This is a genomic window from gamma proteobacterium symbiont of Axiagastus rosmarus, assembly GCF_059730925.1.
The window spans coordinates 2,923,220-2,947,415 of the sequence record NZ_AP035925.1 but is presented as its reverse complement, the minus strand read 5'-3'; the positions used below and the strand labels follow the sequence as shown (position 1 = coordinate 2,947,415).

Annotated in this window: 31 protein-coding genes; 19 read left to right on the top strand and 12 right to left on the bottom strand. The window is 56.9% G+C overall.

Translation table 11 applies throughout. The features are described 5' to 3' along the window. Nucleotides 1-29: 29 nt before the first annotated feature. Nucleotides 30-1,493: a sugar porter family MFS transporter gene (locus AC6I8F_RS13925; protein ID WP_481657774.1), complete on the top strand. Its 1,464-nt coding sequence runs from the start codon at nucleotides 30-32 to the stop codon at nucleotides 1,491-1,493. 200 nt (nucleotides 1,494-1,693) lie between these two features. Next, nucleotides 1,694-1,954: a hypothetical protein gene (locus tag AC6I8F_RS13920; protein WP_031279895.1), complete on the top strand. Its 261-nt coding sequence runs from the start codon at nucleotides 1,694-1,696 to the stop codon at nucleotides 1,952-1,954. A 221-nt stretch (nucleotides 1,955-2,175) separates the two neighbouring features. Here AC6I8F_RS13920 and AC6I8F_RS13915 read toward each other — a convergent pair whose 3' ends face one another. Continuing rightward, entirely contained in the window at nucleotides 2,176-2,415 is a 240-nt protein-coding gene (locus AC6I8F_RS13915; RefSeq protein WP_021508614.1) for a biofilm development regulator YmgB/AriR family protein, read from the bottom strand. Nucleotides 2,416-2,727: 312 nt separating this feature from the next. On the opposite strand from AC6I8F_RS13915, the gene ycgZ reads away from it, so the two are divergent. The 3 genes from ycgZ to AC6I8F_RS13900 all read left to right on the top strand — a co-directional run bounded on the left by ycgZ (nucleotide 2,728) and on the right by AC6I8F_RS13900 (nucleotide 3,740). Continuing rightward, a complete protein-coding gene (gene ycgZ, locus AC6I8F_RS13910; RefSeq protein ID WP_021508613.1) occupies nucleotides 2,728-2,970 on the top strand; it encodes a regulatory protein YcgZ in 243 nt (80 codons plus the stop codon). Between the two features lie 99 nt (nucleotides 2,971-3,069). Then, nucleotides 3,070-3,339 carry a hypothetical protein gene (locus AC6I8F_RS13905; RefSeq protein ID WP_211725768.1) on the top strand — a complete coding sequence of 90 codons (270 nt, stop codon included), beginning with the start codon at nucleotides 3,070-3,072 and terminating at the stop codon, nucleotides 3,337-3,339. Nucleotides 3,340-3,473: 134 nt separating this feature from the next. After that, a complete protein-coding gene (locus AC6I8F_RS13900) occupies nucleotides 3,474-3,740 on the top strand; it encodes a biofilm development regulator YmgB/AriR family protein (protein ID WP_262264294.1) in 267 nt (88 codons plus the stop codon). Nucleotides 3,741-3,772: 32 nt separating this feature from the next. Here the strand turns inward: AC6I8F_RS13900 and AC6I8F_RS13895 are convergent, their stop codons facing one another. The 5 genes from AC6I8F_RS13895 to AC6I8F_RS13875 form a co-directional block, all read right to left on the bottom strand. Further along, nucleotides 3,773-3,970 carry a hypothetical protein gene (locus AC6I8F_RS13895; protein WP_021508610.1) on the bottom strand — a complete coding sequence of 66 codons (198 nt, stop codon included), beginning with the start codon at nucleotides 3,968-3,970 and terminating at the stop codon, nucleotides 3,773-3,775. An 80-nt stretch (nucleotides 3,971-4,050) separates the two neighbouring features. Then, nucleotides 4,051-4,311: a hypothetical protein gene (locus tag AC6I8F_RS13890; RefSeq protein ID WP_021508609.1), complete on the bottom strand. Its 261-nt coding sequence runs from the start codon at nucleotides 4,309-4,311 to the stop codon at nucleotides 4,051-4,053. Nucleotides 4,312-4,491: 180 nt separating this feature from the next. Further along, nucleotides 4,492-4,773 carry a hypothetical protein gene (locus AC6I8F_RS13885; protein WP_088516275.1) on the bottom strand — a complete coding sequence of 94 codons (282 nt, stop codon included), beginning with the start codon at nucleotides 4,771-4,773 and terminating at the stop codon, nucleotides 4,492-4,494. Between the two features lie 66 nt (nucleotides 4,774-4,839). Then, nucleotides 4,840-6,000, bottom strand: a complete 1,161-nt coding sequence (locus AC6I8F_RS13880; RefSeq protein WP_498028116.1) for a diguanylate phosphodiesterase — start codon at nucleotides 5,998-6,000, stop codon at nucleotides 4,840-4,842. A gap of 264 nt (nucleotides 6,001-6,264) precedes the next feature. Further along, on the bottom strand, nucleotides 6,265-7,368 hold the full coding sequence (locus AC6I8F_RS13875) for an AI-2E family transporter (RefSeq protein ID WP_058769423.1): 1,104 nt from the start codon (nucleotides 7,366-7,368) through the stop codon (nucleotides 6,265-6,267). Between the two features lie 192 nt (nucleotides 7,369-7,560). Here AC6I8F_RS13875 and AC6I8F_RS13870 point away from each other — a divergent pair, with 192 nt between their 5' ends. The 3 genes from AC6I8F_RS13870 (at nucleotide 7,561) to AC6I8F_RS13860 (ending at nucleotide 9,978) form a co-directional block, all read left to right on the top strand. Next, a complete protein-coding gene (locus AC6I8F_RS13870) occupies nucleotides 7,561-7,800 on the top strand; it encodes a DUF1272 domain-containing protein (RefSeq protein WP_058781242.1) in 240 nt (79 codons plus the stop codon). Nucleotides 7,801-8,579: 779 nt separating this feature from the next. Further along, on the top strand, nucleotides 8,580-9,041 hold the full coding sequence (locus AC6I8F_RS13865) for an RcnB family protein (protein WP_058781243.1): 462 nt from the start codon (nucleotides 8,580-8,582) through the stop codon (nucleotides 9,039-9,041). Between the two features lie 109 nt (nucleotides 9,042-9,150). Next, nucleotides 9,151-9,978, top strand: a complete 828-nt coding sequence (locus AC6I8F_RS13860) for a Cof-type HAD-IIB family hydrolase (protein WP_021508604.1) — start codon at nucleotides 9,151-9,153, stop codon at nucleotides 9,976-9,978. A 34-nt stretch (nucleotides 9,979-10,012) separates the two neighbouring features. Here the strand turns inward: AC6I8F_RS13860 and AC6I8F_RS13855 are convergent, their stop codons facing one another. Next, the gene (locus tag AC6I8F_RS13855; protein ID WP_058781296.1) at nucleotides 10,013-11,158 is read right to left on the bottom strand and encodes an iron-containing alcohol dehydrogenase; all 1,146 of its coding nucleotides are present in this window, start codon (nucleotides 11,156-11,158) and stop codon (nucleotides 10,013-10,015) included. 277 nt (nucleotides 11,159-11,435) lie between these two features. On the opposite strand from AC6I8F_RS13855, the gene gntT reads away from it, so the two are divergent. Beyond that, nucleotides 11,436-12,752 (top strand): gluconate transporter, encoded by a 1,317-nt coding sequence (gntT, locus tag AC6I8F_RS13850; protein WP_021508602.1) that lies wholly within the window; start codon nucleotides 11,436-11,438, stop codon nucleotides 12,750-12,752. A 33-nt stretch (nucleotides 12,753-12,785) separates the two neighbouring features. Here gntT and AC6I8F_RS13845 read toward each other — a convergent pair whose 3' ends face one another. Further along, nucleotides 12,786-13,868: a malate/lactate/ureidoglycolate dehydrogenase gene (locus AC6I8F_RS13845; protein ID WP_058781244.1), complete on the bottom strand. Its 1,083-nt coding sequence runs from the start codon at nucleotides 13,866-13,868 to the stop codon at nucleotides 12,786-12,788. A gap of 101 nt (nucleotides 13,869-13,969) precedes the next feature. Then, nucleotides 13,970-14,215 carry a hypothetical protein gene (locus AC6I8F_RS13840; protein ID WP_058781245.1) on the bottom strand — a complete coding sequence of 82 codons (246 nt, stop codon included), beginning with the start codon at nucleotides 14,213-14,215 and terminating at the stop codon, nucleotides 13,970-13,972. 218 nt (nucleotides 14,216-14,433) lie between these two features. On the opposite strand from AC6I8F_RS13840, the gene AC6I8F_RS13835 reads away from it, so the two are divergent. Then, nucleotides 14,434-14,556, top strand: coding sequence for a small membrane protein YohP (locus tag AC6I8F_RS13835; protein ID WP_445081475.1), 123 nt, complete (start codon nucleotides 14,434-14,436; stop codon nucleotides 14,554-14,556). 33 nt (nucleotides 14,557-14,589) lie between these two features. On the opposite strand, the gene AC6I8F_RS13830 is transcribed toward AC6I8F_RS13835, so the two are convergent. Continuing rightward, the gene (locus tag AC6I8F_RS13830) at nucleotides 14,590-14,775 is read right to left on the bottom strand and encodes a hypothetical protein (RefSeq protein WP_058781246.1); all 186 of its coding nucleotides are present in this window, start codon (nucleotides 14,773-14,775) and stop codon (nucleotides 14,590-14,592) included. Nucleotides 14,776-15,173: 398 nt separating this feature from the next. Between AC6I8F_RS13830 and pagP the strand changes: the two genes are divergently transcribed. The 3 genes from pagP (at nucleotide 15,174) to AC6I8F_RS13815 (ending at nucleotide 16,890) form a co-directional block, all read left to right on the top strand. Further along, complete coding sequence (pagP, locus tag AC6I8F_RS13825) at nucleotides 15,174-15,746, top strand: lipid IV(A) palmitoyltransferase PagP (protein WP_021508599.1); 573 nt, start codon at nucleotides 15,174-15,176, stop codon at nucleotides 15,744-15,746. A 150-nt stretch (nucleotides 15,747-15,896) separates the two neighbouring features. Continuing rightward, a complete protein-coding gene (gene cspE, locus AC6I8F_RS13820; protein WP_010615627.1) occupies nucleotides 15,897-16,106 on the top strand; it encodes a transcription antiterminator/RNA stability regulator CspE in 210 nt (69 codons plus the stop codon). Between the two features lie 358 nt (nucleotides 16,107-16,464). Beyond that, a complete protein-coding gene (locus AC6I8F_RS13815) occupies nucleotides 16,465-16,890 on the top strand; it encodes a GNAT family N-acetyltransferase (protein WP_058769427.1) in 426 nt (141 codons plus the stop codon). Here the strand turns inward: AC6I8F_RS13815 and AC6I8F_RS13810 are convergent. Beyond that, nucleotides 16,874-18,229, bottom strand: coding sequence for an aminotransferase class I/II-fold pyridoxal phosphate-dependent enzyme (locus AC6I8F_RS13810; protein ID WP_150360912.1), 1,356 nt, complete (start codon nucleotides 18,227-18,229; stop codon nucleotides 16,874-16,876). The genes AC6I8F_RS13815 and AC6I8F_RS13810 overlap by 17 nt on opposite strands. 136 nt (nucleotides 18,230-18,365) lie before the next feature. Here AC6I8F_RS13810 and AC6I8F_RS13805 point away from each other — a divergent pair, with 136 nt between their 5' ends. The 6 genes from AC6I8F_RS13805 (at nucleotide 18,366) to tatE (ending at nucleotide 23,057) form a co-directional block, all read left to right on the top strand. After that, complete coding sequence (locus AC6I8F_RS13805; protein WP_481657771.1) at nucleotides 18,366-19,325, top strand: substrate-binding domain-containing protein; 960 nt, start codon at nucleotides 18,366-18,368, stop codon at nucleotides 19,323-19,325. Between the two features lie 2 nt (nucleotides 19,326-19,327). After that, nucleotides 19,328-20,122, top strand: a complete 795-nt coding sequence (locus AC6I8F_RS13800; protein WP_059010522.1) for a deaminated glutathione amidase — start codon at nucleotides 19,328-19,330, stop codon at nucleotides 20,120-20,122. 22 nt (nucleotides 20,123-20,144) lie between these two features. Continuing rightward, nucleotides 20,145-21,032 (top strand): ABC transporter substrate-binding protein, encoded by an 888-nt coding sequence (locus AC6I8F_RS13795; protein ID WP_058769431.1) that lies wholly within the window; start codon nucleotides 20,145-20,147, stop codon nucleotides 21,030-21,032. Continuing rightward, nucleotides 21,029-21,988, top strand: a complete 960-nt coding sequence (locus tag AC6I8F_RS13790) for an amino acid ABC transporter permease (RefSeq protein WP_132465587.1) — start codon at nucleotides 21,029-21,031, stop codon at nucleotides 21,986-21,988. The genes AC6I8F_RS13795 and AC6I8F_RS13790 overlap by 4 nt, the downstream gene beginning before the upstream one ends. Further along, complete coding sequence (locus tag AC6I8F_RS13785) at nucleotides 21,985-22,755, top strand: amino acid ABC transporter ATP-binding protein (RefSeq protein WP_058757904.1); 771 nt, start codon at nucleotides 21,985-21,987, stop codon at nucleotides 22,753-22,755. Before AC6I8F_RS13790 ends, AC6I8F_RS13785 begins: the two co-directional genes overlap by 4 nt. A gap of 98 nt (nucleotides 22,756-22,853) precedes the next feature. Beyond that, a complete protein-coding gene (gene tatE / locus AC6I8F_RS13780; protein ID WP_010618871.1) occupies nucleotides 22,854-23,057 on the top strand; it encodes a twin-arginine translocase subunit TatE in 204 nt (67 codons plus the stop codon). Nucleotides 23,058-23,134: 77 nt separating this feature from the next. Here the strand turns inward: tatE and AC6I8F_RS13775 are convergent, their stop codons facing one another. Beyond that, complete coding sequence (locus tag AC6I8F_RS13775; RefSeq protein ID WP_211725132.1) at nucleotides 23,135-24,190, bottom strand: hypothetical protein; 1,056 nt, start codon at nucleotides 24,188-24,190, stop codon at nucleotides 23,135-23,137. Nucleotides 24,191-24,196: the final 6 nt, after the last annotated feature.

Genomic DNA, 24,196 nt, shown 5'->3' with positions numbered 1-24,196 from the left:
CCCGTCATTGACCAGGTCTTGAATCACCCATGGACGATAGCAAGCAAAATCCTTTGCAGTCTCAATCAGATGATGGCGGCAGCCTGACGTTTACTGTTCAGCAGCGCCTGTTTTTTGTGGTGTTAGTCGCCACGATGGGCGCGCTGGCGTTTGGCTACGACACCGGCATTATTTCCGGCGCGCTGCCCTACATGACGCTGCCCGTCGCGCAGGGCGGTCTCGATCTCACGCCATTTACCGAAGGGCTGGTGACCTCTGCGCTCACCTTTGGCTCCGCGCTCGGCGCGTTCATCAGCGGTTATGTCTCGGACCGCTTTGGTCGCCGTATCACGTTACGCAGCCTTGCCCTGTTGTTCATTGCCGGAGCGTTAGGCACCACGGTTGCGCCGAATCTGGAAATCATGGTGGTGATGCGCTTTATTCTGGGTTTCGCGGTGGGCGGCGGATCGTCAACGGTTCCGGTCTTTATCGCTGAAATTGCCGGTCCTAAGCGCCGGGCACCGCTGGTCAGCCGCAACGAACTGATGATTGTGTCAGGGCAACTGCTGGCTTACGTCGTCAGCGCCGCCATGAGTTTGCTGCTGCACGATCCGGGCATGTGGCGCTATATGCTGTCGCTGGCGATGATCCCCGGCATTCTGCTGTTTATTGGCACCTTTTTTGTCCCGGCCTCACCGCACTGGATGGTGGCGGAAGGACGCTTTAATGAGGCGCTGCGTATCCTGCGCAAACTGCGGGAAAATCCGCGCGAGATTAAAAAAGAGATGGCAGAGATGCGGCAGAATGCCCGCGAAGCCCGTCAGGGGCCACCCGCGCGCGAACTGTTAAAAGAGAAATGGATTGTGCGTCTGCTGCTGCTGGGCTGCGGCATGGGCATTGTCGCGCAGTTTACCGGCGTCAACGCCTTCATGTATTACACGCCAGTCATTCTGAAAAGTACCGGGCTGGGCACCAGTGCTTCGATTGCGGCTACCATCGGCAACGGGGTGGTATCGGTACTGGCCACCTTTGCCGGCATTAAAGCCATCAGTCATTTCGGCCGGCGCCCGATGCTGATGACCGGGCTGTCGGTGGTGATTGCGATGCAGCTGGCGCTGGGCGCGGTGCTGGTTCTCATGCCACAAAGCCTGACGCAAAGCCTGCTGGCGCTGGCGTGTATTCTGGTGTTCCTGTTCTTTATGCAGATGTGCATTTCCCCGGTTTACTGGCTGCTGATGTCGGAGTTGTTTCCGATGAAAGTTCGCGGGGTATTAACCGGTTCAGCGGTAGCATTTCAGTGGATATGCAACGCCGTGGTGGCGCTGGCGTTTCCGCCTTTGCTGTCGCTGGTGGGTAATAAGGCGTTCTTTATCTTTGCCGCAATCAATGTGGCTTCTCTGGTGTTTATTGCCGTGATGTTACCGGAAACCCGGGGGAAATCACTGGAAGAAATTGAATCCCACATGCGCGAGCATTTTGGTGAACCTGCGGATCAAGCCGCGTCATCAGGCTGAATCGTCGTCATGCTGCGGCAGGTTGCGTCAGCGCCTGCCGACAAAAACCTTTGTCGCGACACCCGCCGCGGCATTTTTTCATGCTCGCTAAAATAAATCCTGTTACAGGCTTCATTTCAGAACTTGCCTGCACCGGTTCGCTCAATAGGGTCTACAGTGTGACGTGAGGTTCTCATCAACGTGAAATGGAGGAAGTAAATTTGTCTATTCAACACGACGGGAAAGGGCACGTCATTATTGGCGAAGCGGCACTAAGCCTGGCTTTGGGCAAAAAGAAGATCAGCGTTAATACGCTTATCGACGAGCTCAGACACATGAAACGCGCTGGCGGCAGCGACACACGTTTGTCCGCGATTTCAGAGGCGATCGGCTGGCTCAGAAGCTTTGATGAGCCTGAGCAGGCCGCGATCCATGTGCCGTACCTGCAGACGCTTGCAGGCCTGAACGACGAGAAGAACTGACGCCATAAGACGTAGTCCGGCTCTGGCCGGAAGACGACAACGTAGATGACCTCATCGGACGCGCGTTAGCGTGTACCGGCCGGAGAAAACTGTCAGGGATGACGTCTTCACCACCATCAAACCTCGTATAAACGATTTTCGGCAACGCGGCATGTGACAATGGATGCGGGCTTTAGCGACGGATGTGCAACGCGCAGAAGGTGAGCGGATGAATCAAACGATCAGCGACCAAACAGCATCGCCAGCAGGGACCGTGCCTGTTCCGCTTCGACGTCATCGTCCGTGTCATTGATGTGCCCGATAAGCTTGAGGCAGATCGCGGTGCGCGTCAGCCGACGTTCCTGACGCAAAATTTCAACGGTGATGCGTCCCAGTAGCGCAATCTGGCGGGGATCGGTGACCTGACTGAAGTAACCGGCTAGTCCGGTATTGTGACAAGGCGGCAGCCCGTTGTTTCTCATTTGTCCACCTGCAGCTCACGATCATCTTGTAGGGCGCAAAGTAACCGATACGATATCGTCTGTACAGCAACAATCCTCTCCCCGTGTCAGGAAATCAGCGGGTTGTTCAGACCTATACCGTTTTTCCTGCCGCTGAACCCATCCATCATGCCGGTTATTTCAGCACGTAAACCCCTGAGATTAAGGTGTTAGCATTTTTTGCACAAGAACGTAGCTAATAAAGAAACAGTATTGCTGTACAAGTTTTATTTCTTTGTATAAGTTTACGCACAGAGAAAAGCGGCGGTATTTTAACCATTCGAGGGGATCATCATGCGTCAGAATGTTGCAAAATTTCCAGATAGCGCCAGTGAGATTGCCCGCTATTTCAGCAGAGCGACAGCACCTACTCAGCAGGAAACGCTGGGGCAGATTGTCGTTGAGATCCTGCGCGCAGGAAAAAACCTCAACCGTAAGGCGATCTGCACCAAACTGCTGAGACGCCTTGAGGTCGCGGCGAATTATGAAGAAGAGCGTCATTACCAGACGCTGATTGGCATGCTGTTTGAACGCTGATACGAAAAGGGATAATCGGTGGTACCTGCAGCATGCGCTTTATGACCCGGGAAGGGTCAGCCACTTGTCCGAAAGGGCACAGTCCCGCAGGGGGTGGGCATGCAGAGAAGTCAAATTGAACGTTTAACCGAAATCGTTCTGGGCGAGGCGGTGGTCAGGCTGCTCGATAATAATGAACGAATCAATGTGGCGACCGTTTCAGCGCGGCTCCGGTCAATGGCCGCAGAGGAATTTAATCCCGACCGTCTGGAGGCGATCAGGATCGCCATCAGTGAGCTGCAGAAGCAGTCAGCAGCCCGGGAAAATCGTGAAAAGCCGATGGCTGCTCTGGGCGGGATGTCACAACCCAGGGCTGGTAAAAAGCATTAATGACAGGGACGGTACGATCTCGTGATTAACCGGAGTGTGGCAGGACGCCCGGCATAACACGGCCATCTCAGGATGGCCTATTTTTTTGGCGACCACCGGGCTGTCAGCAGTGCCCGGTTTACGGATAACGACACATGCAAACCAACGAACACCCATTCAGCGCGGAAGCGACCCTTATTCACCATTTTCGCAGCGGCGGTGAGCGCTATGCAGCCGAAGCCGCGGCCCTGGATGCCGTAATTCGCGATATCGTCATCCATGGCCAAAAAGTGACGAGCAAAACCATCATCCTGTATCTCATCGCAGAGCTTGAGATGACTACCGATATTGTCAAACTGGATGTACTGCGCAACGTGCTTGAAATCGTGGTCGGCAGAACGCCGGATGATGAAGGGTTCTGAAAAGGTTAGTAAGCCGGAGCAGTAGATTAAGCTTAGTGCATCTGCTTCACAAGCATACTGATGGCGTTTAAACAGGCCTGCCGCAGTTCATCTTCACTTGCCGTTTCGCCAAGATGATGCAGTGCATGGGTAATGTCCTGAAGTGTCAGGTGCTGGTCCGGCTTAAGAAGGCGCGCCACAACCGTTCCAATAACGGCGTAGATATCTTCGGCGGTAGTGTCATCGCTCAAATGACCTCCATCCGTTGGTGGATAAGCATACAGTATAGCAGAAACCACAGCGTCAGGCGCGGCAGATTGTCAGGCAGCGATCAGTGCAGCTTGCCGGAAAAAGAAAAATGCCCGGCAGTGAACGCCTCTTTCTTCACCGCGCTCATCTCCATTTCCCGTCTGACGTCCTCAATGACACGCAGCACAGCACGAATGCGGTCACTGTCTGTTTCGCGGTCAAGCATCGCCTGCAGCCTGTCGTTGAGGGCCGCCCAGCTTATGGCGACGTTATCATCGAGTAACGCCGTTACGGCTTCTCCGATGATGATATCCGCCATTTTATCGTCAAAATTGTTTTTCATCAGTCTGTCCGGCTGCGGTTAGGGCAATGAGCTTACCACAGGAATCTCACCCGGACACATTGAGCACATCAAACTCCGCTAAAAGATGCCGGACGCGGGTTATCGGCGCAATGATCAGCATATTGAGTTGCCGGCGTTGCAAAGAGGATGACATTTGCGTTTGCGCCGGCCATCACGGCGCTACTTTCTGACGGGTTCCGCGGCTTCAGCGCGCCCGCTGACCTCTGAAGCCGCCTGATCCAGACGATAAAGTAAGGTGTCGCCGCGTTCGCAGTAACGCGCCGGCCAGATCATCGCCCCGTTACCGTCCTCCACGTACTTCACACCCAGTGCCTCCACCACAGCCCATGGCTGCGCCAGCGCACTGCGGTACCGAAGTAACTCGCGCGCCATGGAAACCGCCTCCGGTTCGTTCTCCTCCGGATGGCTGGATATAAACTGCAGTCGGGCATCGCTCAGCATTGTCTTCTCCTGTGAGCCTGACGTTTTATCTCTTCAGAGGTTCTGCGTCGTCAGGTTTAACCGCTTTCAGATCGCCTCGCGGCTCTCAGGCCATGCCACGGCGCCGCCCTCAGGCGTAAACAGGCTGCCCTGGAAATCGATGATCCCGGCCGCCTCCAGCCACATCCACTCTTCGGGACGCTCAATACCGGCCGCAATGACGTTGATTTCCAGCGCCGAACAACAGCGGATGACCGCCTGCATCACCGCCTGCTTCGGGCCGCTACGATGAATATCACGTACAATATTTGCGCCGATACGTACCCGGTCAGGCTGGACGTGCGCCAGTAAAGAGAGACCGGCCGAGCCGTCGCCGAAGTTATCAATTGAAAGGCTGATGCCCGCCTCTTTCAGCTGTCTGACCGCCGTGGAAAAGTCTTCGAGCCGGGAGATGACTTCCGTTTCGCTCACGCCAAGAATGATTTGCTGCGGCACCAGCTCCGCCTGCGCGATGGCGGTGACCAGTTGACTTACCGCATCGGGAAGACAAACCAGCGTCATCGGCAGGATACTGATATACAGCGTCATGCCATCGGGACAGGCCTGGCCGGCTTTATGCAGTGCGTCTGTCACCACGTTGAGGTCATGAGTGTAACGCTCATGTTCCTCTAATCCGGCGGGTTGCGCGTGCGGAATCGCCTCAATGGCCGTCACTTCACGGCCGAGGGGATCAACCACTGGGCGGAAAGTGACGCCACTGGCCGGCGCGGGAGATTGCCCTTCCGCGGGGATGAACTCCCAGCAATCAGCCGGCGGCACTTCAAAGTAGTTCTCTTTTTCACGCGCTTCGACAAAGGTTCTGAGGAACTGTAGCCCGCGATCGTCATAGGTCAGCTGATATTTCGACGTGCCGCGATCAAGCACCGCCTGCAGCACACTGCTGCTGTGGTGATTACGCAAATCGAACAGCTCCATGCCAGCATTACCGAAACGCCGCGAAGGGGAGTAGTCGCGCATCAGCTCGACCACATTGTGATGACGCCGGTCGGCACAGATGCGGGCGTAGATTGCCAGAACGCCTTGCTCCGGCCCTTCCAGGATTTGAAAAAAGTGCGTGCCGTTAAACAGCAGGATGCCGGTAACATGATGCTCAGCATTGAGCAGACTCGCTTTTGCCACCATCTCCGGCAGGATATTGACGGGAACATCTTTAGAGATGTGGCTGCGATAAATTATTGTTGTAAGCATTATACGCTCCAGATTGTCGCGATTGTCCTCTGACACCTTAGCAGCATGGGTTTAATTGTGAAACGTCCGGGCTGAGTGCTGACTGAGCCCGGTAAAAGGGTGAAGGCAGGAGGGAAAGGTCAATAAAGGCGCAGACAGCGTTGCGTGCGAGACAGCCTGGCGGCCGCGCTGAAAAGACAAGCGGCGCTTTAAAGCGCCGCTTTGGATGAGCCTGCCAGTGAGCGATAGTGGCCCGTCAGCAGGTCTTTAGTTGTTATACCGCTGCTACTCGCGGGTTTTACCCTCTTCGATAAACTCTTCGTCGATCTCTTCGACATTTTCCCGGTTGTCGCGGCCGGAGAGCAGATTCCAGCAGGCGATGAACAGGGCAGCGATCAAGGGACCAATCACGAAGCCGTTGATGCCGTACACTTCCATGCCGCCCAGCGTGGCAATCAGGATCAGGTAATCCGGCATTTTGGTATCTTTGCCAACCAGCAGCGGACGCAGGATGTTGTCCACCAGCCCGACCACGATAACGAAGAAGCCCACCAGGAACAGGCCTTTCCACAGCGCACCGGTGGCGAAGAAGAAGATGGCCGCTGGCACCCAGACGATGGCCGAGCCGACTGCCGGAATCAGCGACAGGAACGCCATCAGCGCGCCCCACAGCAGGCTGCCGTCGATGTCGGTGATCCAGAAGGCGAAGCCACCAAGCACCCCCTGAACCACGGCCACCACCACCGTGCCCTTGACCGTCGCGCGCGATACGGCGGCGAATTTCATCAGCAGATGGTGCTTAACATAGGTGGAGAGCGGCAGCGCTTCGAGAATCAGCCCGACCAGCCAGGCGCCGTCTTTCAACAGGAAAAACAGCAGATAAAGCATCACGCCAAAGCCCACGGTGAAGGTGAAAGTCCCTTTACCGATCAGGAACACGCTGCCCGCCATGTATTGTCCGCCCTTCAGCGCAAAGCCGGAGAGTTTTTGCTGAATCTGTGCGGCATTGTTCAGATCGTGATCCGCCAGCCAGGTTTGTGCCCACTCCGGCAGATGCTGCAGCAGCGAGGCAAACACCGTCGGGAACTGCGCGGAATTGGTTTGCAGCTTGGTGTACACCGTATTGATCTCGACCACCAGCGACGAAGTGATGATCGCCAGCGGCGTGAACACGATCAGGCAGATAATCAGTAAGGTCACAAAAGAGGCCAGCCCGTTGCGGTCGCCCATTTTGCGCCGCAGCAGTGACTTCAGCGGCGCAAAGATCACCGCCAGAATCGCCGCCCACAAAATGGCGGAGAAATAGGGCGCCAGCACATCAAAAAAGGCGATCGTGACAATCGCCAGAATTACTATAAAGAAACCGATATTTAACCCTTTAACACGCATGCAAAAGCCTCGCAGATAAACGTAGCGAATGAACTATAGAACGGCTTTTGCGGAATGTAATGTTTTTAGCGCGCAAGGCAAGGCATGCAGGATGAAAAGCTGTCCCGAACTGTCCGCGCGATGTCCGCTCACAGGCTGGCGCGCCAGGGCGGCGGCGGCGATGATAGCCCTGAACCCTGACAGGAGAGTGCCATGCTGGAATTACGTCCTAACTGTGAATGCTGCGATAAAGATCTGCCGCCGGCCTCGCCTGATGCGCGCATCTGCTCGTTTGAGTGCACGTTTTGCGTTGACTGTGCGGAAGGCGTGCTGGCGCAGCACTGCCCGAACTGTGCGGGTGAGCTGGTACGGCGGCCGATACGTCCGGCGCAGGCGCTGCTGCGCCATCCGGCTGCAACTCAGCGATATCCTGTTTCTGCGCCACCCCGCTAAATTCGCCAGCGCAATTGGATTAATAGCCGGCGCATAATTATTGTGCGCCCGCTTGCTGGTTATTTAACCTTACGCTTCAGCGCAGTGAAAAATTAGCGTTATATTAATCACGCACATCGATTAATTGCCAGGGCAGCAATAGGGCTCGCATTATCAATGAAATGTGTCGGCCAGCTAGTTTGCCGGTCGGCTTAAATGGCGGCATAACTAAAAAATGGTATGGCTTAATTTTTATCTCTTAAATTCAATGCATTGTGATTTTGTGTCGATATCTTATACGGGCTGACTATATTTTCTGACGACAGCTGGTCAGAGCACGGACCTTATTTCCTTTCACGTTATGTACCTTTGGTGGTTATTTTCGCTGCCGTGAACATTTTTACGGTTTTTTCTGAAAATAGAAGTTTTCTGAAAGTATTTTGCCCTGATGAATGTTATTCTTTCCGGGCAATGCTAGTGATGTGGCGTTGTGTGCTTCAGTTTTACCCTCTTTTTAGCAGGGTTTCCCCGCTTTATGCTTTTTATGGAAATAGCATTGTCCGCCCGATCCCCGCGATCGGGTTTTCTTTATTCCCGCTGAATTAACTGCTTATTTCCCTGCCAGCCTTATCGTGCCACGCCACCATAAAGTCTCCACAATCGTTAAGAAAGCGCTAACCTGGCGTAATGTATTGTAAGTATCCGATTTTTAAGACTTTTGGAAATGCTGTTTTAGCTTTGTTTAGGCAATAGTAAGCCTCAACGGCGCGCAGACTGCCGTTATCCCTGGAGGTAACACCATGAAAAAAACAACACTTACGATTATTGCGTCATTTATTGCATGCAGCACACTGTTTTCCAGCGTCTCCTGGGCCGACGGTCCCGGTGACCATCGCTGGGACCCGCACGGCGGCGACCGCCATCAGGATCGCGGCCCGGGTCCCGATCATCATGATCGTCGTGACTTTGGCCACGATCGCGGACCGGGCCCGGATCGTCACGACCACTATGCTGACCACCGTATGCCGGAGGGACATCGCGGCGGCGATCGCTTTGCCTGGCGCGGTCATGATTTTCGCCGTGGTTATCCGGCACCGCCGGAGTTTCGCGGTCCACACTATCGCGTCGACGACTGGCGGGCTCGCGGTCTGTATGAGCCGCCGCGCGGCGAGCACTGGGCCTTTATCGACGGAAATTATGTGTTAGTGGCGGCCGCGACCGGCATTATCACCGCCATTTTGCTGAATAACGCATTTAACTAATCCTGCCGCACGGATGGCGACGGCCATCCGTGTTTCTCTCCGCTTTCACCGCTCACCAGGTTATTCTCTGGACAACCCGTTTTTCCTTTCAACGCGTTAAGGAGTCATGATGACCATGGTAAAAATGGTGGCGGTGGATATGGACGGCACCTTTCTCGACGATAAAAAACAGTACAACCGGGCACGTTTTCAGGCCTGCTATCAGGAGATGACGCGGCGCGGCATCAAATTTGTGGTCGCCAGCGGTAATCAGTATTACCAGCTCAAATCCTTCTTTCCCGACATCGCCAGTGAGATCGCCTTTGTCGCCGAAAATGGCGCGTGGATCCTCGATAGGGATGAGGAGCTGTTCTGCGGCGCGTTCTCGCGTGAGGACGTTAATGCCGTGCTCGATACCCTGCAGCGCGGTAACTATCCCAACCTGAAATACATCCTCTGCGGCCGTAACAGCGCTTATCACTTCAACACCATGGATGAGCAGTGGCTGGTCAAAATGCGTCACTACTGCCATCGCCTCAAGGCGATCGATAGCCTCGCGGACGTGGGCGATGACCGGCTGTTCAAGTTTGCGCTGAATCTGTCCGATGATTATGTCGATATTCTGATGGCTGACATTGAGCGTCTGCATCAGGGCGCAGCAGCGGCGACTTCCAGCGGGCACGGCTCGGTGGATTTGATTGTGCCCGGCTTGCACAAAGCCAACGGTCTGCGCCTGCTGCAGCAGCGCTGGGACATCAGCAGCGATGAGGTGCTGGCGTTTGGCGACGGCGGCAACGATCTGGAGATGCTGGTGCAGTCGCGCTTCAGCTTTGCCATGCAGAATGCGCCGCAGCGGGTCAAAGACGCTGCGCGCTACGGCGCACCGTCCAATAACCAGGAAGGCGTGCTGCAGGTGATTGAGCAGATGCTGGCGGGGGAAGGGCCGTTTGCTGGCTGAATAAGCAACGGGCAGCCTGCGCTGCCCGAAAGGCTCAGGCGACGCGCCACGCGGCGGTAATCATCTCCGTGAGCGTGGCGGGATCATAATTGACCCAGCCGTTTTTGCTGTTGGCGCGCGCCACAATCCAGTCGACCTCTTCCGCAGCGAGGGTTGGTCCTTCCAGCCAGAACGGCACGATAGCCTGCTGCTGCAGCCAGGCTTTCAGCGCCAGCGCCGGCGGTGCCGTTTCATCGGGCAGCAGGCGTTCAGCCAGCGCCGCCATCAGCCGCTGCTGTTCGGGGTGCGCGCTCTCCGCCAGTACATCCAGGAACGGGAACAGCAGACGACCGCAGACTTCGCCGTGATGGAACGGTTTAATCGCCCCCAGCTCGCCGGCAATACCGTGGATCACCCCCAAACCGGCGCTGCTCAGGCTGACGCCGCCGAGCCATGATGCCATCATCATCGCTTCACGTGCCGCATCGCCGCGGCTGTCGTCCTGATTGAGGTACGGCCACGCCTGCATGAACAGTTGCAGGCCGTTGAGCGCGTTTTGCTGACTGAACAGGTTGCCCTTGCGTGACAGATAAGCCTCGAACAGGTGGGTAAAGGCATCAATGGCGCAGGTGGCCAGCACGCGATCCGGCGCCCCTTTGAGCAGATCGGGATCGAGAATCGCCACCTGCGGCACAAACACCGGATGGCGCAGTGAGGCCTTCACCTTAATGTGCTGCTGATCGGTTACCACCGCATTTTGCGTGACCTCGCTGCCGGTGCCGGCGGTGGTAGGAATGGCGATCAGCGGCAGCGTGACCGCCTGTACCGGCGTATCGCCCACTTTCTCGAGGTAGCGCGCGATATTCAGCGGATGCTGCATCATGGCGCCAAAGGCTTTGGCCGCATCCAGCACGCTGCCGCCGCCGATGGTGACAACGCGATCGACGTGGCCACGCCAGCGCGTCACCCAGCCATCGATCTCGTCTGGCGAGGCTTCATGGCTGACAATTTCATAGCCCAGAATGTGATCGTTCAGCGTCGCGCCCAGGCGTGCCCACGCCGGACTGTTGAGAAATGAGCGGCCGCAGAACAGCAGCGTGGGCTGCGGATTCGCCGCCAGCAGCGGGACCAGGCGGTCGATGCTGCCACGGCCAAACAGGGTTTGTTGATTACTGTACAGCTCAATCAGATTCTCACTCACCTGCAGATCCTTATCGGTTGGCATAAAACAGCTAGTGTAACCAAAAGCCACGCCGCTGCCGGGGCAAACATTCTGATAACCCTCCGACAAAAAGTTGATCACCTTCGCAAAACAGAAATTCACCCGCTGCACCAGGTGCTTTCCCGTCAATGTTACCCTTAACATGATACCGGTAACAGGATGTCGCATTCTGAAACATCTGGCACTGATAACCCCTTTGTCCCATTACAACAAACCGCTGCCGGTAATACGCCGAGCGCAAAAGTGGAGAAAAATTATGCCATTACTCTATGTGGCAATTGGCGTGGCGTTACTGCTGCTGCTGATGATTCGCTTCAAACTTAACGGCTTCATCGCGCTGATTCTGGTGGCACTGGCGGTGGGCATGATGCAGGGCATGCCGGTCAATAAAGTGATTGGATCGATCAAAACCGGCGTCGGCGGTACCCTGGGCAGCCTGGCGCTGATCATGGGCTTTGGCGCGATGCTGGGGAAACTGCTGGCCGACTGCGGCGGTGCGCAGCGTATCGCCACCACGCTGATCGAAAAATTCGGCCAGAAGCACATTCAGTGGGCGCTGGTGCTCACCGGCTTCACCGTGGGCTTTGCGCTGTTTTATGAAGTCGGGTTCGTGCTGATGCTGCCACTGGTGTTCAGCATTGCCGCATCGGCGCGCGTGCCGCTGCTGTATGTCGGCGTGCCGATGGCGGCCGCCTTATCCGTCACGCACGGCTTTCTGCCACCGCATCCGGGCCCGACCGCGATCGCCACGTTATTTAATGCCGACATGGGGAAAACCCTGCTGTACGGTACGCTGCTGGGTATTCCGACGGTGATTCTGGCCGGGCCGGTGTATGCGCGTTTTCTGAAAGGCATTGATAAGCCGATTCCGGAAGGGCTGTGGAACCCGAAAACTTTCAGTGAAGCGGAGATGCCAGGCTTTGGTGTTAGCGTGTGGACGGCGCTGGTGCCAGTGATCCTGATGGCGCTGCGTGCCGTGGCAGAAATGCTGCTGCCGAAAGGTCATGTGCTGCTGCCGTACGCGGAATTTTTTGGCGATCCAATCATGGCGACGCTGATTGCGGTGCTGATTGCCATCTTCACCTTTGGCCTTAACCGTGGCCGCAGCATGGATGAGGTGATGGGCACCATCACTGACTCGATCAAAATCATCGCCATGATGCTGTTGATCATCGGCGGCGGTGGCGCCTTCAAACAGGTGCTGGTGGACAGCGGCGTGGATAAATACATCGCTGGCATGATGCACGAAACCAACGTCTCGCCAATCTTTATGGCGTGGTCAATTGCAGCGGTGCTACGTATTGCGCTGGGGTCAGCCACCGTCGCGGCGATTACCGCCGGCGGCATTGTGGCACCGCTGATTGCCACCAGCGGCGCCAGCCCCGAGCTGATGGTCATTGCCGTCGGTTCCGGCAGTGTCATCTTCTCGCACGTCAACGATCCGGGTTTCTGGCTGTTCAAGGAGTACTTCAACCTGACCATCGGTGAAACTATTCGCTCGTGGTCGGCGCTGGAAACCATCATCTCGGTGTGCGGTCTGCTGGGCTGTTTGCTGCTGTCCGCTGCGCTGTAACCGGCTGAGGCACCGCGCCTCAGCCCCGGCGGCTTACTGCGCTAAGGCGCGGAAGGCCGCCAGTTCGTCCTCCGGCATGCCAGCCTGGCGTGCCGCTGCGCAAATCTGCTGCCAGCTGTTGCTGTCCAGCGGAATGCCCTCGCGTTCACGTGCTGCCCGGTTGCGCGTTTCCCATTCGCCTGGCACCAGAATCTCTGCCTCACCACTTTGCGGTGAACGCCTGACCCACGCGAGAAACTCTTCGGCTTCCTGCTGCATCGCCGGTGCGTCAAACGCGTCAGGGTTCAGGATAATGGTGGTCATGCCGTTGAAGATGGCGTCAGTGCCGGAAAGCAGCGTGGCGTCATGCGTAGTGCGACCGCCGGACAGCGCGCCGCCAAGGATTTCGCACATCGTCGCCAGCGCATAGCCTTTATGCAGGCCGAAGGCGGTCAGCGCGCCATACGGCGACTGATGCATCACGCCCGGATCGGTGGTCGGCTGGCCCTGCGCATCAAGCAAATAGCCCGGCGCGACCAGCTGACCTTTGTTATACGCCACACGCGTTTTACCAAAGGCGATGCCGCTGGTGGCAAAGTCCAGCAGCAGCGGTTCGCCGTCGCGACGCGGAAACACCGCGCAGAACGGATTGGTGCCGAAGCGGCGATCGCTGCCGTTAAACGGCGCCACCATCGGATCGCCCATCACATTAACGAAGTGAAAGGAGATAAAGCCCGCTGCGGCACACTGCTCCGCCCAGTGTCCGATACGGCCAATGTGGTGCGAATGATGCAGGCCGACCGCCGCGAGGCCAAACCTGTTCGCCCGCTCAATGCCGTGCTGCATGGCCTCGTACGCGGCCACCTGGCCAAAGCCTTTCTGGCCATTAAGGGTGAGGACCGCGCCAGCGTCTTTTTCGATGCTGACGTGCTGATTGAGCTGGAGAAAGCCCTGCGTCAGCGAGGCCATGTAGCTCGGTATCATACCGACGCCGTGGGAATCATGGCCCGCGAGGTTAGCAGCAACAAGATGGTCAGCCACCAGGCGCGCTTCTTCGGCACTGCTACCGGCATGCAGCCAGATAGCCTGAACAAACTGATGTAAGCGGGAAGGGGAAACACGATGCAGTTCAGTCACGCGGTTAATCTCCTTATGGGGGGAGAGAGCATCCTGCGCTGAAATGGATAATAACCGCAAGTAAGGGCTGATAAAGGGCCACAACACGTGGCCCAACAAACTCAGTGCGGCTGTTCGAAGCCGGCTTTAACCATCTGTTCACGCAGTGCGCGTGCAATTTCACGGTTCCCACCCGTGATTGGATAAATAACGTTGTTGACGACATCGTCAAGATAATGCTCATCAAACTCTTGCAGGGTGAGCTGCGTACCGCCTTCGTCATTAATCGCAATGCTGCCACGAATGTGACTGCCATAATCCTTTGCCTTGAGGCTGTAACGACCCATGCTGGTATTAATCGTGCTCATATTATCTCCTTGTTACGTAGACATAGCGAACAATTGAGGCCTGCTACAGGCGCTGTAATTTTAGACAATCAGCGCGCTACGCGTGCGGCGGGATAGCAACTTAAGCGATAAGCTGCGACCGGGCTCGCAGAAAAAAAGAGCAGGCAACAGTCTCTGAGGCAAGTGACTGGGATCGCGCTCGCAGCGTCCAGCGAAGCCGGAATAATCATCTATACTGAATGCACGATGCGTTATTTTTCATCCTGAAGGAGCGAACTATGAAAATAATACTGTGGATTATTGCCATCATCTTTATTGTCGGGTTACTGACGATAACTGGCGTGTTTAAACTGATTTTCTGACGCGTTCAGGCACCCGGCGGGTGCCTGAAAACATTATTCAACGTGACGGGCGGCAGAAGCCGGTTGCAGGGATGACAGCGGGATCACATCGCGCAGGCTGATCGGCTTGCCGCACGCGGCGCAACAGGCGCCGTGATGATCGGGATCGTCGACCTTTTCCTTGCCGGGTACTGTATAAAAAAATTTGGCGCAACCGCAGCGGCTGCAACGAATTGTCATCTCAGTTCCTCCTCTCTCCGTCCTGGAGTGATGAGATTTATCTCAATCATCGGGTGAGTTCAATTGATAAATTTTATTAATTTATTCATGAAATCAATTTCTACGGATAAGTTGCTGAATATTAAGTAATCACCCTAAGTAATCATCAACTGAGCGGTGCATTTTCTGCACCTTTTACCCTCTGCGTTTTGTTTATTTGCCGTTTCGACTCCGTTCGCGCAGTGAGGTAAAATTAACCAGCTGATTGCCAGCAGAGCCGGGTGCGACTGGCGCCATCGTGGCGCGCGCGCTGTACGCGCTCGTGGCATCAGCCATTAACCCACGGCAGCACGGTGCGGCGCGATGTGGCGCTACGCGGTGACTGCCGGATACAGGATGATTTAACAGGAAGCATTGTTGTGAACTGGCGTATTTCTGCAGCCTTTTGCGGCTGTATTTTGACTTCATCGGTCTCTTTTTCGACACCAGCGGCAACCACAGGCGAAGCGATTAAATCGGGCTGGAATACCTTCTCCGATAACGTGGCGCAAACCTGGACACAACCGCAAAATTACGATCTTTACGTCCCGGCTATCACCTGGCACAACCGCTTTACTTACGATGATGAACACATCAAAAAGTACAACGAGCGGCCGTGGGGCGCGGGCGGTGGCGTTTCGCGCTGGGATGAAAAGGGCAACTGGCACGGCCTGTATGCCATGGCGTTCAAAGACTCGTTTAACAAGTGGGAGCCCATCGCCGGCTACGGCTGGGAAGCGACCTGGCGACCGCTAAACGATCAGAATTTCCATCTGGGCGCCGGTTACACCGCAGGCGTGACGGCCAGGGATAACTGGCGATATATCCCGGTTCCGCTGGTATTGCCGCTGGCTTCGATAGGGTATGGCCCGGCAACCTTCCAAATGACTTACATTCCAGGCACTTATAACAACGGCAACGTCTATTTTGCCTGGTTAAGATTTCAGTTTTAATCGCTGAAGATGCGCAGAAAGTGTGAAGGGCATGGAAAAAATCAATATTTATCACTTTTTCATCAATTCGCGCTGGACAAATGTCACTGCAATTGCTGTACTAGATGCCGACACAGTTTAGTGTCCATTTTTCATGTAAAGGTAATATAGATGTCCAAGATCAAAGGTAACGTTAAGTGGTTTAATGAGTCCAAAGGATTCGGTTTCATTACTCCAGAAGATGGCAGCAAAGATGTATTCGTACACTTCTCTGCTATCCAGAGCAACGGCTTCAAAACTCTGGCTGAAGGTCAGCGTGTAGAGTTTGAAATCACCGACGGCGCTAAAGGCCCATCTGCTGCTAACGTTACCGCTCTGTAAGTTAACAGTCAGAATTTTAAAAACCCGCCTGATGGCGGGTTTTTTTTGTGCTTTTTTCAGCCCTGCCACCAGCTAATGGCCCAGGCGATAATCACCAGCGTACTGAGCGACAGCGCCAGCCATTCATTTAAACAGTGCGGTACCAGATTCTTCATGTGTCATGCCTCGCAACTTCATTTATGCCAGCATGGCAAAGCAAGATTAAGCCAGCCTTAAGCCAGCATGACAGCGGCATGACAAGGCACATTCTGCGGCGTCGCTCACAGATAATTCCCGTAACATACTCATAACAAAGCTTACTTGCAGATTTTTTAGCGGCAACGCTATATAACAGCAGTCAGGGAACGGAGGAGGCAGGATGAACATACGTGAAGCACAGGCCAAAGACAGCTTTGCCCTGAGTGCACTGTTAACCGAGCTGGGTTATCGCGGCACGGAAAAATTTATCAGCGAGCGGCTGGCGCAATTGTGCGCCCATCCCGACGAGACGCTGCTGGTGGCGGAACACGGTAACCAGGTGCTGGGATTTCTTTCGCTGCACTTTATTCCGCAGCTGGCATTAGCGGGCGATTTCGCGCGCATCAGCTATTTCTGTATCGCCGAGGGCGAGCGCAGTAAAGGCAGCGGCCAGCAACTGCTGAACCACGCCGAGCAACTGGCGCGCGCGCGCGGCTGCGACCGCATGGAAGTGCATTGTCACGCCTCGCGACTGAAAGCCAACCAGTTTTATGCGCGAGAAGGCTACGTTGAATCGCCACGCTATCACATCAAAGATCTGGGCTGATATTAAGCTCGCGTCCGCAGGCAATCACTAACGCATCGGCGATGCTGTCGAGCTGATCGGCCGGCAGCCGCGCAATGCTGACGCGAATGAACTGCCCGCTGTTGATGCTGCAGCGTTCGCCTGGCAGCACGGTGATGCCTCTGGCGGCGAGGGTGATCATGGCATACTGCTCTGATGCCACCGGCAGCATCACGCTCAGGCCGTCGCGATCTTCCTGTACCAGCCCGCGCCGCGCCAGTGCGGCCAGCAACTGCTGACGGCGCGCGGCATACGTGCCTTTGGCCTGCTGTATGCGCTGCTGGGTGGGCGCATCGCTCAGCATCCAGGCCACCGCATCCTGCAGAATACGGCTGGTCCAGCTGACCCCGAAGTTACGCCACGACTGCAGCCGTTTCACCAGTTCTGCCGTGCCGGATACTACCGCCAGCCGCAAATCCGGGCCGTAGGCTTTGGAAAAGGAGTGCACGTGCAGCGTGCGCTGCGGATAGTGGCGGCCGAGACTCCACACCGGCCAGCGCGACAAATCGCCGATGCCATCATCCTCGACAATCAGGGTGGCACTCTGCGCCAGCACCTGCGCCAGCGCTTCGCTTCGCTGCTGGCTGACGCTGTAGCCGGTTGCCGAGTGGGTGCGTGGCTGATAAATGAACATCGCTGGCGCTTTCTGTAAGTGTGTCGCCAGCACCTCAGGCAGCGGTCCCTGCTCATCACCGGGCAGCGGCAGGATCTCGGCACCGATGTTGTCGAGCATATCCAGCAGACGCGTCGCCGTCGGATCTTCAATCACTACCCGATCGCCGGGTGACAGCAGCGTCTGCACTATCAGGTTCATGGCATCGAAGCCGCCATCGGTCGCCAGCCACGCCTCCGCCGGACAGGGCCAGCGCGGCGCAATGGCCGCCTGCAGCTGTGGCGAAATCGCCTCACGCTGATAGCTATTCAGCTGCGGTGAAGCCAGCCCGGCCAGCATCGCCGGGCGCAGGTCCGGCAGCAGTGCCGGATCGGGCGCAGCCATCGCCAGCGCGGCTTTGACGTTTTCACCATAGTTGCCAATTTTCTCAAAGCGGACCGGTCGCGGCATCACACTGTTGCCGCACACCCAGATTCCGCTTCGCCCTTTACCCGCCAGCACTTTCTGCTTTTTCAGCTGGGCCCAGGCCGCGGATACCGTGGCCGGACTCACGCCCAGCCGTTCCGCCAAATCGCGCACCGCTGGCATCTGCATGCCCACGGCAATCTGTCCGTCGCGAATCAATGTTGACGCGGCGAGGGTAATGCCTTTTACCGAGGCGTCGTTAATCTGCTGGCTGAGCCACTCTGCATCCACAATTTGCGTCATAAGAAAAAGCTTTGTTCAGTAACAAAGAAATGATTGTTCAGATTAGTATTCGCGTTTTAGACTCAAATTCAAGCACAATTTGCAGAAAAAATGCACAGCGCCAGCGTGGCGGCTGAACAAATGGAGAAGCACAACGATGATCACTATCAGACTGGCGGTGCGCGACTGGGATTACTTCACGCCGCTGGCGCTGGGCGATATTCAGCCACAGGGCTTCAGGCTGGTCATTGACCGCGTAGGCACGCTGGTGGATAACCTGGCCAGCAGTGAACACTACGAAGGCGGTGAGGTGTCGTTCAGCCGCTATGCGCAGGCACGGGCGCGCGGCGACAGCTCACTGCTCGGCCTGCCGCACTTTCTGATGCGTGGCTTTCGCCAGCGCTGCATCATCACCACCACCGCCAGCCCGCTCACCACGCCAGCCCAGCTGAAAGGCAAAAGAATCGGCGTTACCGGCTGGCAGGACTCCGGCAATACCTGGACGCGCACCGTGCTGCGCGAAGCGGGCGTCGATATCAACGACGCCTTCTGGTTTGCCGGACGCCTGACCGCTGATCATCCGATTGTTGACCGGCTGGCGGGATTTGGTCGCCCGGGCCGCATCGAACCGGCGCCCGACGAGCGTCCGCTGATTGAACTGTTGAAAGCCGGCGAGCTGGATGCGGTGTTCACACCGTTTATGCCTGAGGGTTTTTTCCTGAAAGATTCCGGTCTGCGCCAGCTGCAGGCGGATTTCGTCAGTGCTGAGCGCGACTACTTCAACCGCGTCGGCTATGTGCCCGGTATTCATCTGCTGGCGCTGAAGCCGGCGCTGGCGGCGGCGCATCCGTGGTTGCCGCAGGCGCTGAGCGAGGTGATCGATCGCGCGTATCAGCTGTGGATGCGCAAACGCGAGAAGTACGCGGATACCACGCCGTGGCTGCTGGATGATTTGCGACGCACCGCGCAGGATTTGCCTGCCGACTGGAATCAAAACGGATTTACCGCTAACAAAAGGATGATTGCCGACTTCGCCCGTGAGCTGTTTCAGCAGGGCTTAACCACAACGTTGCTCTCGCCGGAGGAGATTTTCCCGGCGGCGGCCAGAGGGGAGTGAAGATGAAAGTAGCCATGGGGCAGTTCGCCGTTAGCCGCGAATGGCAGGAGAACACCGCCATTTGTCGCGGTCTGATGCAGGATGCGCTGGCGGCGGGCGCCGATCTGCTGGTGCTGCCGGAAGGCGTGCTGGCGCGCGATATCGCCGATCCCGATCTGGTGTTAAAAGCCGCACAGCCGCTGGATGGGCCGTTTGTCAGTCAGCTGCTGGAAACCAGCAAAGGTAACGCGCTGACCACCATGATGAGCGTGCACGTGCCGACGCAGGATAACAAAGCGCACAACGTGCTGATTGCCCTGCGTAATGGCGAAATCATCGCGCAGTACGTCAAGCTGCATCTGTACGATGCCTTCGCCATGCAGGAGTCGCAGCGGGTTAATCCGGGTGATGCCGTGCCGCCGCTGGTTGAGGTGGCCGGCATGAAAGTCGGGCTGATGACCTGCTACGACGTGCGTTTTCCCGAACTGGCGCGCCGGCTGGTGCTGGACGGTGCCGACGTGCTGGTGCTGCCTTCCGCCTGGGTAAAAGGACCGTTAAAGGAGATGCACTGGGAACTGCTGACCAGTGCGCGCGCGCTGGAAAACACCTGCTACATGGTGGCGGTAGGCGAGTGCGGGCCGCGCAACATTGGTAACAGTCTGGTGATCGATCCGCTTGGCGTGGTGATTGCTAAGGCACCGGAGTGCGCTGCACTGGTGTTTGCCGAACTGGATCCGGCCCGCATCGCCTACGCCCGCAGCGTGCTGCCGGTACTGGAAAATCGCCGCTTTGCCCGTCCGGAATTGCAATCACTTTGACCTGCCTGGGGGAAACTGACTGATGAAAATGCTTTTAACCGCCATCGCGCTGGCGACCGGCCTGACGGCGAGCGTCGCCCAGGCAGCGGACGCCATTCCGACGCAAAAAATGGATCAGGCGCTGCACGATCGACTGCCCGCGCAGATCAAGCAGGCTGGCAAAATGATCTCGGTAAACAACGGCTCCTTTCCGCCGTATGAGATCGTTAACGGGCCGCACTCAATGGATGGCGCCTCGGCCGATCTTACCGTGGCGCTCGGCCAGCTGTTGGGCGTGAAAATTGAACACGCGACGGTGAGCGGTCTGTCCGGCGTACTGGCCGGCATTAATTCCGGACGCTATCAGATGGCCATCGGGCCGATAGGTGATTATCCGGATCGCCAGCAAAAGGTGGACTTCATCGACTACGTGCAGGAGTTCGTGGTGTTTGGCGTGCAGAAGGGCAATCCGGCGCACATCAACGGTCTGGCAGATACCTGCGGCAAGCGCATCGCGGTAATGGCGGCCGGTTCGGCGGAGCAGGTGATCCGCAAACAGTCAGCCGCCTGTGAGGCTGCGGGCAAACCTGCAGTCGTGGTGCAGTCCTTCACCGATCAGCCTTCGTCGATACTGGCGGTGCGCTCGAAGCGTTCGGATGCCTTCTTCTCCTCGCAGGCGCCGCTGACCTATTTCATTGAGCAGGCGCAGGGGCAACTTGAACTGTCTGGTCAGGGGCAGAAAAACGGCTTTGGCGATATCTTTCAGGGCACGGTCGTTCCCAAAGGCTCGCCGCTGGGCGAGGTGGTGCTGGATGCCTACAAAGAACTGTTTGCCAACGGCACCTACGCGGCCATCATGAAAAAGTGGCAGCTGGACGGCAACATGCTGCCGCAGCCGGGACGTAACCTGGCGCAGGAGACGGCAAAATGAGTGCCGTCGGCCCCAACGCGCGCCCCACGGATCAGGGGGACGTGCCGCAGCGCGACGTCGCTTTTGCCCGTAGCGCGCCCGCGTATGGACGCTGGGTTAGCTGGATCGTGGTCCTGACGCTGGCAGCGAATGGTCTGTGGCTGGTGGCGACCAATCCCAATTTTGAGTGGCACGTGGTGCTGCAGTGGTTTACCGAAGGCTCGGTGCTGAAAGGGCTGCAGGTGACGCTCGGGCTGACGGTGGTGTCGATGGTGCTGGGCACCCTGCTGGGGCTGCTGCTGGCGGTCTGGCGGCTGTCAGAGAATAAACTGCTGAGCGGCGTGTCGGCGCTCTACATCTGGTTCTTTCGCGGTACGCCGCTGCTGGTGCAGCTGATATTCTGGTACAACCTGTCGACACTGTTTCCCACGCTTTCGATCACCGTGCCGTGGACGGACATCACCTTTGCCAGCTGGAATACTAACGATCTGATCACGCCGCTGACTGCCGCCATCGCCGGTCTGGCGCTCAACGAGGCTGCCTATATGGCGGAGATTATCCGTGCCGGCCTGCTGTCGGTCGATCACGGTCAGGTTGAAACCACTCAGGCGTTTGGCATGAGCCGCAGCCGCGCGCTGCGGCGTATCATCATTCCACAGGCGATGCGCGCCATTATTCCCCCGACCGGCAACCAGCTGATTAGCATGATCAAAGCCACGTCGCTGGTGAGCGTCATCGCGATGGGCGATCTGCTCTATTCGGTGCAGGCCGTTTATAACCGTACCTTTGAAATCATTCCGATGCTGATGGTGGCGGTGATCTGGTATCTGCTGATTACCTCGATCCTCAACGTCGGCCAGTCAGCCATTGAGCGCTACTACGCGCGCGGCAGCAAACGTACCGTGGTGATGAACAAACGACGCGCCAGCAGTGACACGGCGCTGGCCGCGGCCCCGCGTTTAAAGGAGGACGTATGAGCGAGATTCAGCCGCTGGTGCGTGCGCGTAATGTGCAAAAGAGCTTCGGTGATAACGCGGTGCTGAAAGGCATCGATCTCGATGTGTTTCCGGGCGAAGTGGTGGTGATTCTCGGGCCTTCGGGCTCAGGCAAGTCGACCTTTCTGCGCTGCATTAATCATCTGGAAGAGATGAATGCCGGCTCGATTATGGTGGGCGACGAGCAGATTGGTTACGCGCTAAAGCGCGGTCTGCTGCATCGCCTGTCGGCGCGGAAAATTGCCCATCAGCGGCAGAAAATCGGCATGGTGTTTCAGCAGTTCAATCTCTATCCCCATATGACGGTACTGCAAAACATCATGGAAGCGCCGATTGGCGTGCACAAGTTCCCACGTGATGAGGTGCTGCAACACGCGCGTGAGCTGCTGGCAACGGTCGGATTGAGCGATAAAGCCGACGCCTGGCCGCGGCATCTGTCGGGGGGACAACAGCAGCGCGTGGCGATCGCCCGTGCGCTGGCGATCAAACCGCTGCTGATGCTGTTCGATGAACCGACCTCAGCGCTGGATCCGGAGCTGGTGGGGGAAGTGCTGGCTACCATGCGTACCTTAGCCAATCGCGGCCTGACCATGATTGTGGTAACGCATGAGATTGGCTTTGCGCGTGAAGCCGCCGATCGCGTGGTGTTCATGGATGGTGGCGTGGTGGTGGAACAGGGACCGCCAGAGCAGGTGATTGGCAATCCGCAGCATCCGCGTACCCAGGCGTTTCTCAGCCGCTTTATCTGACGCTGAGATCTCACTCTGTTACAGATTGCAGTTGAGCGTGGTGAATAACTGCGCGTTAATAGTGCTGTCCGTTTTTCGCGAAGGTTGAAAGGTAAAATATGGAAGGTATCAGTATTGCCAAACTGCTGATCATCGGTGCGCTTATCGTACTGCTTTTTGGCACCAACAAGTTACGTTCACTGGGTGGCGATCTGGGTTCCGCAATCAAGGGCTTTAAAAAAGCCATGAAAGATGATGAATCCACCGCAACCAAAAGCAGTGCCGAAGAAACGCCTGCAGAACGCGTCGGCCACAAAGAGTAATCTCTGCGCTGAACGTCAATAAGTGTAAATATTTATTACGTTAAAAAACCAGACTGCCACAGTCTGGTTTTCGTTTTTTAGTGCCAGACAATGTGATGTTCCAGCGGTTCATCCCAGCCTGGCAGGTTGCCACCGTGATCGCCGCTGGCGGTTAGCGTGCTGTCAGCGCTGTGCCACTCATCCAGCCATGCTTCGCTGAAGGTCAGCGGCAGAAGAGCGGGCGCAATATCATCCTGCTGCATCGCCAGTTCCATCAGTGCACAATCAATCGCGCTGAGATCGCTGTCATCAATTGGCGTGATAATAGCGGCAGGCTGCGGCAGTACGGTAATCAACTTATTGTAACGGCTGCTGACATGCCCCTGTTCATCGACGAACTCTGCACTGAATACATGCTGTGCCGCGCTTAAATCGGCGGGCTGAGCGAACTGCCAGTGACCCTGTGCGTCGCCCGTTACCACTTCAATCAGCACATTATCGATATAAATATGCACCTGAGCGCCCGCCGCCAGCGTGCCGCTAAACATTTTCGGCTCACCGCTGTCGTCGTAATCCACCGCATAGTCGTGTTGCCGTATGTCGCGCAGCACAGCCACCTCTGGCAGACTCAGCGGCTGCCGGACTGGGAGCGTGGGGACAGGCGACGGGTGGGGCGTCTGGTGTTCTGCTGCATACCATGCCGCAGGCAGCGCGCTGACCAGCGACAGCGCCGGGCTGAGCGCCGGAACCTCAGGCAGGCTATGCCAGACGCTCTCGCCGGCGGCCTGCTGGGCTGACTCCAGCGGCAGCAGCGCTGGCAGCAACGGCGTTTCATCCGGCGTTACGCTGCGCAGTTCGGTGAACGGCAGTGCGGGCGCGGGCGCGGGCGCAGACGCAGGCTGCGCGCTTTGCGGCAGGTGCAGATGAATTTCGTCGTAGCGGTGGTCGATGCTGATGGCGGTTGCAAGAAACGCCAGTTCGCACGACGCATGGGGCGTTACGAACGGATTGGTGATATCCATGGGCGTGGTGCGCGCTTTTAGCGCATCCAGGCTTTCGCCCGACGCGCCGCTTCGCGGTCTACCAGAGGATGGACCTGACACATCCGCCGCCCGCATAAAATCGAGCTCATCGATATGAAAGGATGATTGCATAATCTG

Coding starts and splice junctions, on each gene's coding strand:
- AC6I8F_RS13925 (WP_481657774.1), top strand. CDS start 30: ATGGACGATAGCAAGCAAAATCCTTTGCAGTCTCAATCAGATGATGGC.
- AC6I8F_RS13915 (WP_021508614.1), bottom strand. CDS start 2,415: ATGAGAAACAACGGGCTGCCGCCTTGTCACAATACCGGACTAGCCGGT.
- ycgZ (WP_021508613.1), top strand. CDS start 2,728: ATGCGTCAGAATGTTGCAAAATTTCCAGATAGCGCCAGTGAGATTGCC.
- AC6I8F_RS13905 (WP_211725768.1), top strand. CDS start 3,070: ATGCAGAGAAGTCAAATTGAACGTTTAACCGAAATCGTTCTGGGCGAG.
- AC6I8F_RS13900 (WP_262264294.1), top strand. CDS start 3,474: ATGCAAACCAACGAACACCCATTCAGCGCGGAAGCGACCCTTATTCAC.
- AC6I8F_RS13890 (WP_021508609.1), bottom strand. CDS start 4,311: ATGAAAAACAATTTTGACGATAAAATGGCGGATATCATCATCGGAGAA.
- AC6I8F_RS13885 (WP_088516275.1), bottom strand. CDS start 4,773: ATGCTGAGCGATGCCCGACTGCAGTTTATATCCAGCCATCCGGAGGAG.
- AC6I8F_RS13880 (WP_498028116.1), bottom strand. CDS start 6,000: ATGCTTACAACAATAATTTATCGCAGCCACATCTCTAAAGATGTTCCC.
- AC6I8F_RS13875 (WP_058769423.1), bottom strand. CDS start 7,368: ATGCGTGTTAAAGGGTTAAATATCGGTTTCTTTATAGTAATTCTGGCG.
- AC6I8F_RS13870 (WP_058781242.1), top strand. CDS start 7,561: ATGCTGGAATTACGTCCTAACTGTGAATGCTGCGATAAAGATCTGCCG.
- AC6I8F_RS13865 (WP_058781243.1), top strand. CDS start 8,580: ATGAAAAAAACAACACTTACGATTATTGCGTCATTTATTGCATGCAGC.
- AC6I8F_RS13860 (WP_021508604.1), top strand. CDS start 9,151: ATGACCATGGTAAAAATGGTGGCGGTGGATATGGACGGCACCTTTCTC.
- gntT (WP_021508602.1), top strand. CDS start 11,436: ATGCCATTACTCTATGTGGCAATTGGCGTGGCGTTACTGCTGCTGCTG.
- AC6I8F_RS13840 (WP_058781245.1), bottom strand. CDS start 14,215: ATGAGCACGATTAATACCAGCATGGGTCGTTACAGCCTCAAGGCAAAG.
- AC6I8F_RS13835 (WP_445081475.1), top strand. CDS start 14,434: ATGCACGATGCGTTATTTTTCATCCTGAAGGAGCGAACTATGAAAATA.
- AC6I8F_RS13830 (WP_058781246.1), bottom strand. CDS start 14,775: ATGACAATTCGTTGCAGCCGCTGCGGTTGCGCCAAATTTTTTTATACA.
- cspE (WP_010615627.1), top strand. CDS start 15,897: ATGTCCAAGATCAAAGGTAACGTTAAGTGGTTTAATGAGTCCAAAGGA.
- AC6I8F_RS13815 (WP_058769427.1), top strand. CDS start 16,465: ATGAACATACGTGAAGCACAGGCCAAAGACAGCTTTGCCCTGAGTGCA.
- AC6I8F_RS13810 (WP_150360912.1), bottom strand. CDS start 18,229: ATGACGCAAATTGTGGATGCAGAGTGGCTCAGCCAGCAGATTAACGAC.
- AC6I8F_RS13805 (WP_481657771.1), top strand. CDS start 18,366: ATGATCACTATCAGACTGGCGGTGCGCGACTGGGATTACTTCACGCCG.
- AC6I8F_RS13800 (WP_059010522.1), top strand. CDS start 19,328: ATGAAAGTAGCCATGGGGCAGTTCGCCGTTAGCCGCGAATGGCAGGAG.
- AC6I8F_RS13795 (WP_058769431.1), top strand. CDS start 20,145: ATGAAAATGCTTTTAACCGCCATCGCGCTGGCGACCGGCCTGACGGCG.
- AC6I8F_RS13790 (WP_132465587.1), top strand. CDS start 21,029: ATGAGTGCCGTCGGCCCCAACGCGCGCCCCACGGATCAGGGGGACGTG.
- AC6I8F_RS13785 (WP_058757904.1), top strand. CDS start 21,985: ATGAGCGAGATTCAGCCGCTGGTGCGTGCGCGTAATGTGCAAAAGAGC.
- tatE (WP_010618871.1), top strand. CDS start 22,854: ATGGAAGGTATCAGTATTGCCAAACTGCTGATCATCGGTGCGCTTATC.
- AC6I8F_RS13775 (WP_211725132.1), bottom strand. CDS start 24,190: ATGCAATCATCCTTTCATATCGATGAGCTCGATTTTATGCGGGCGGCG.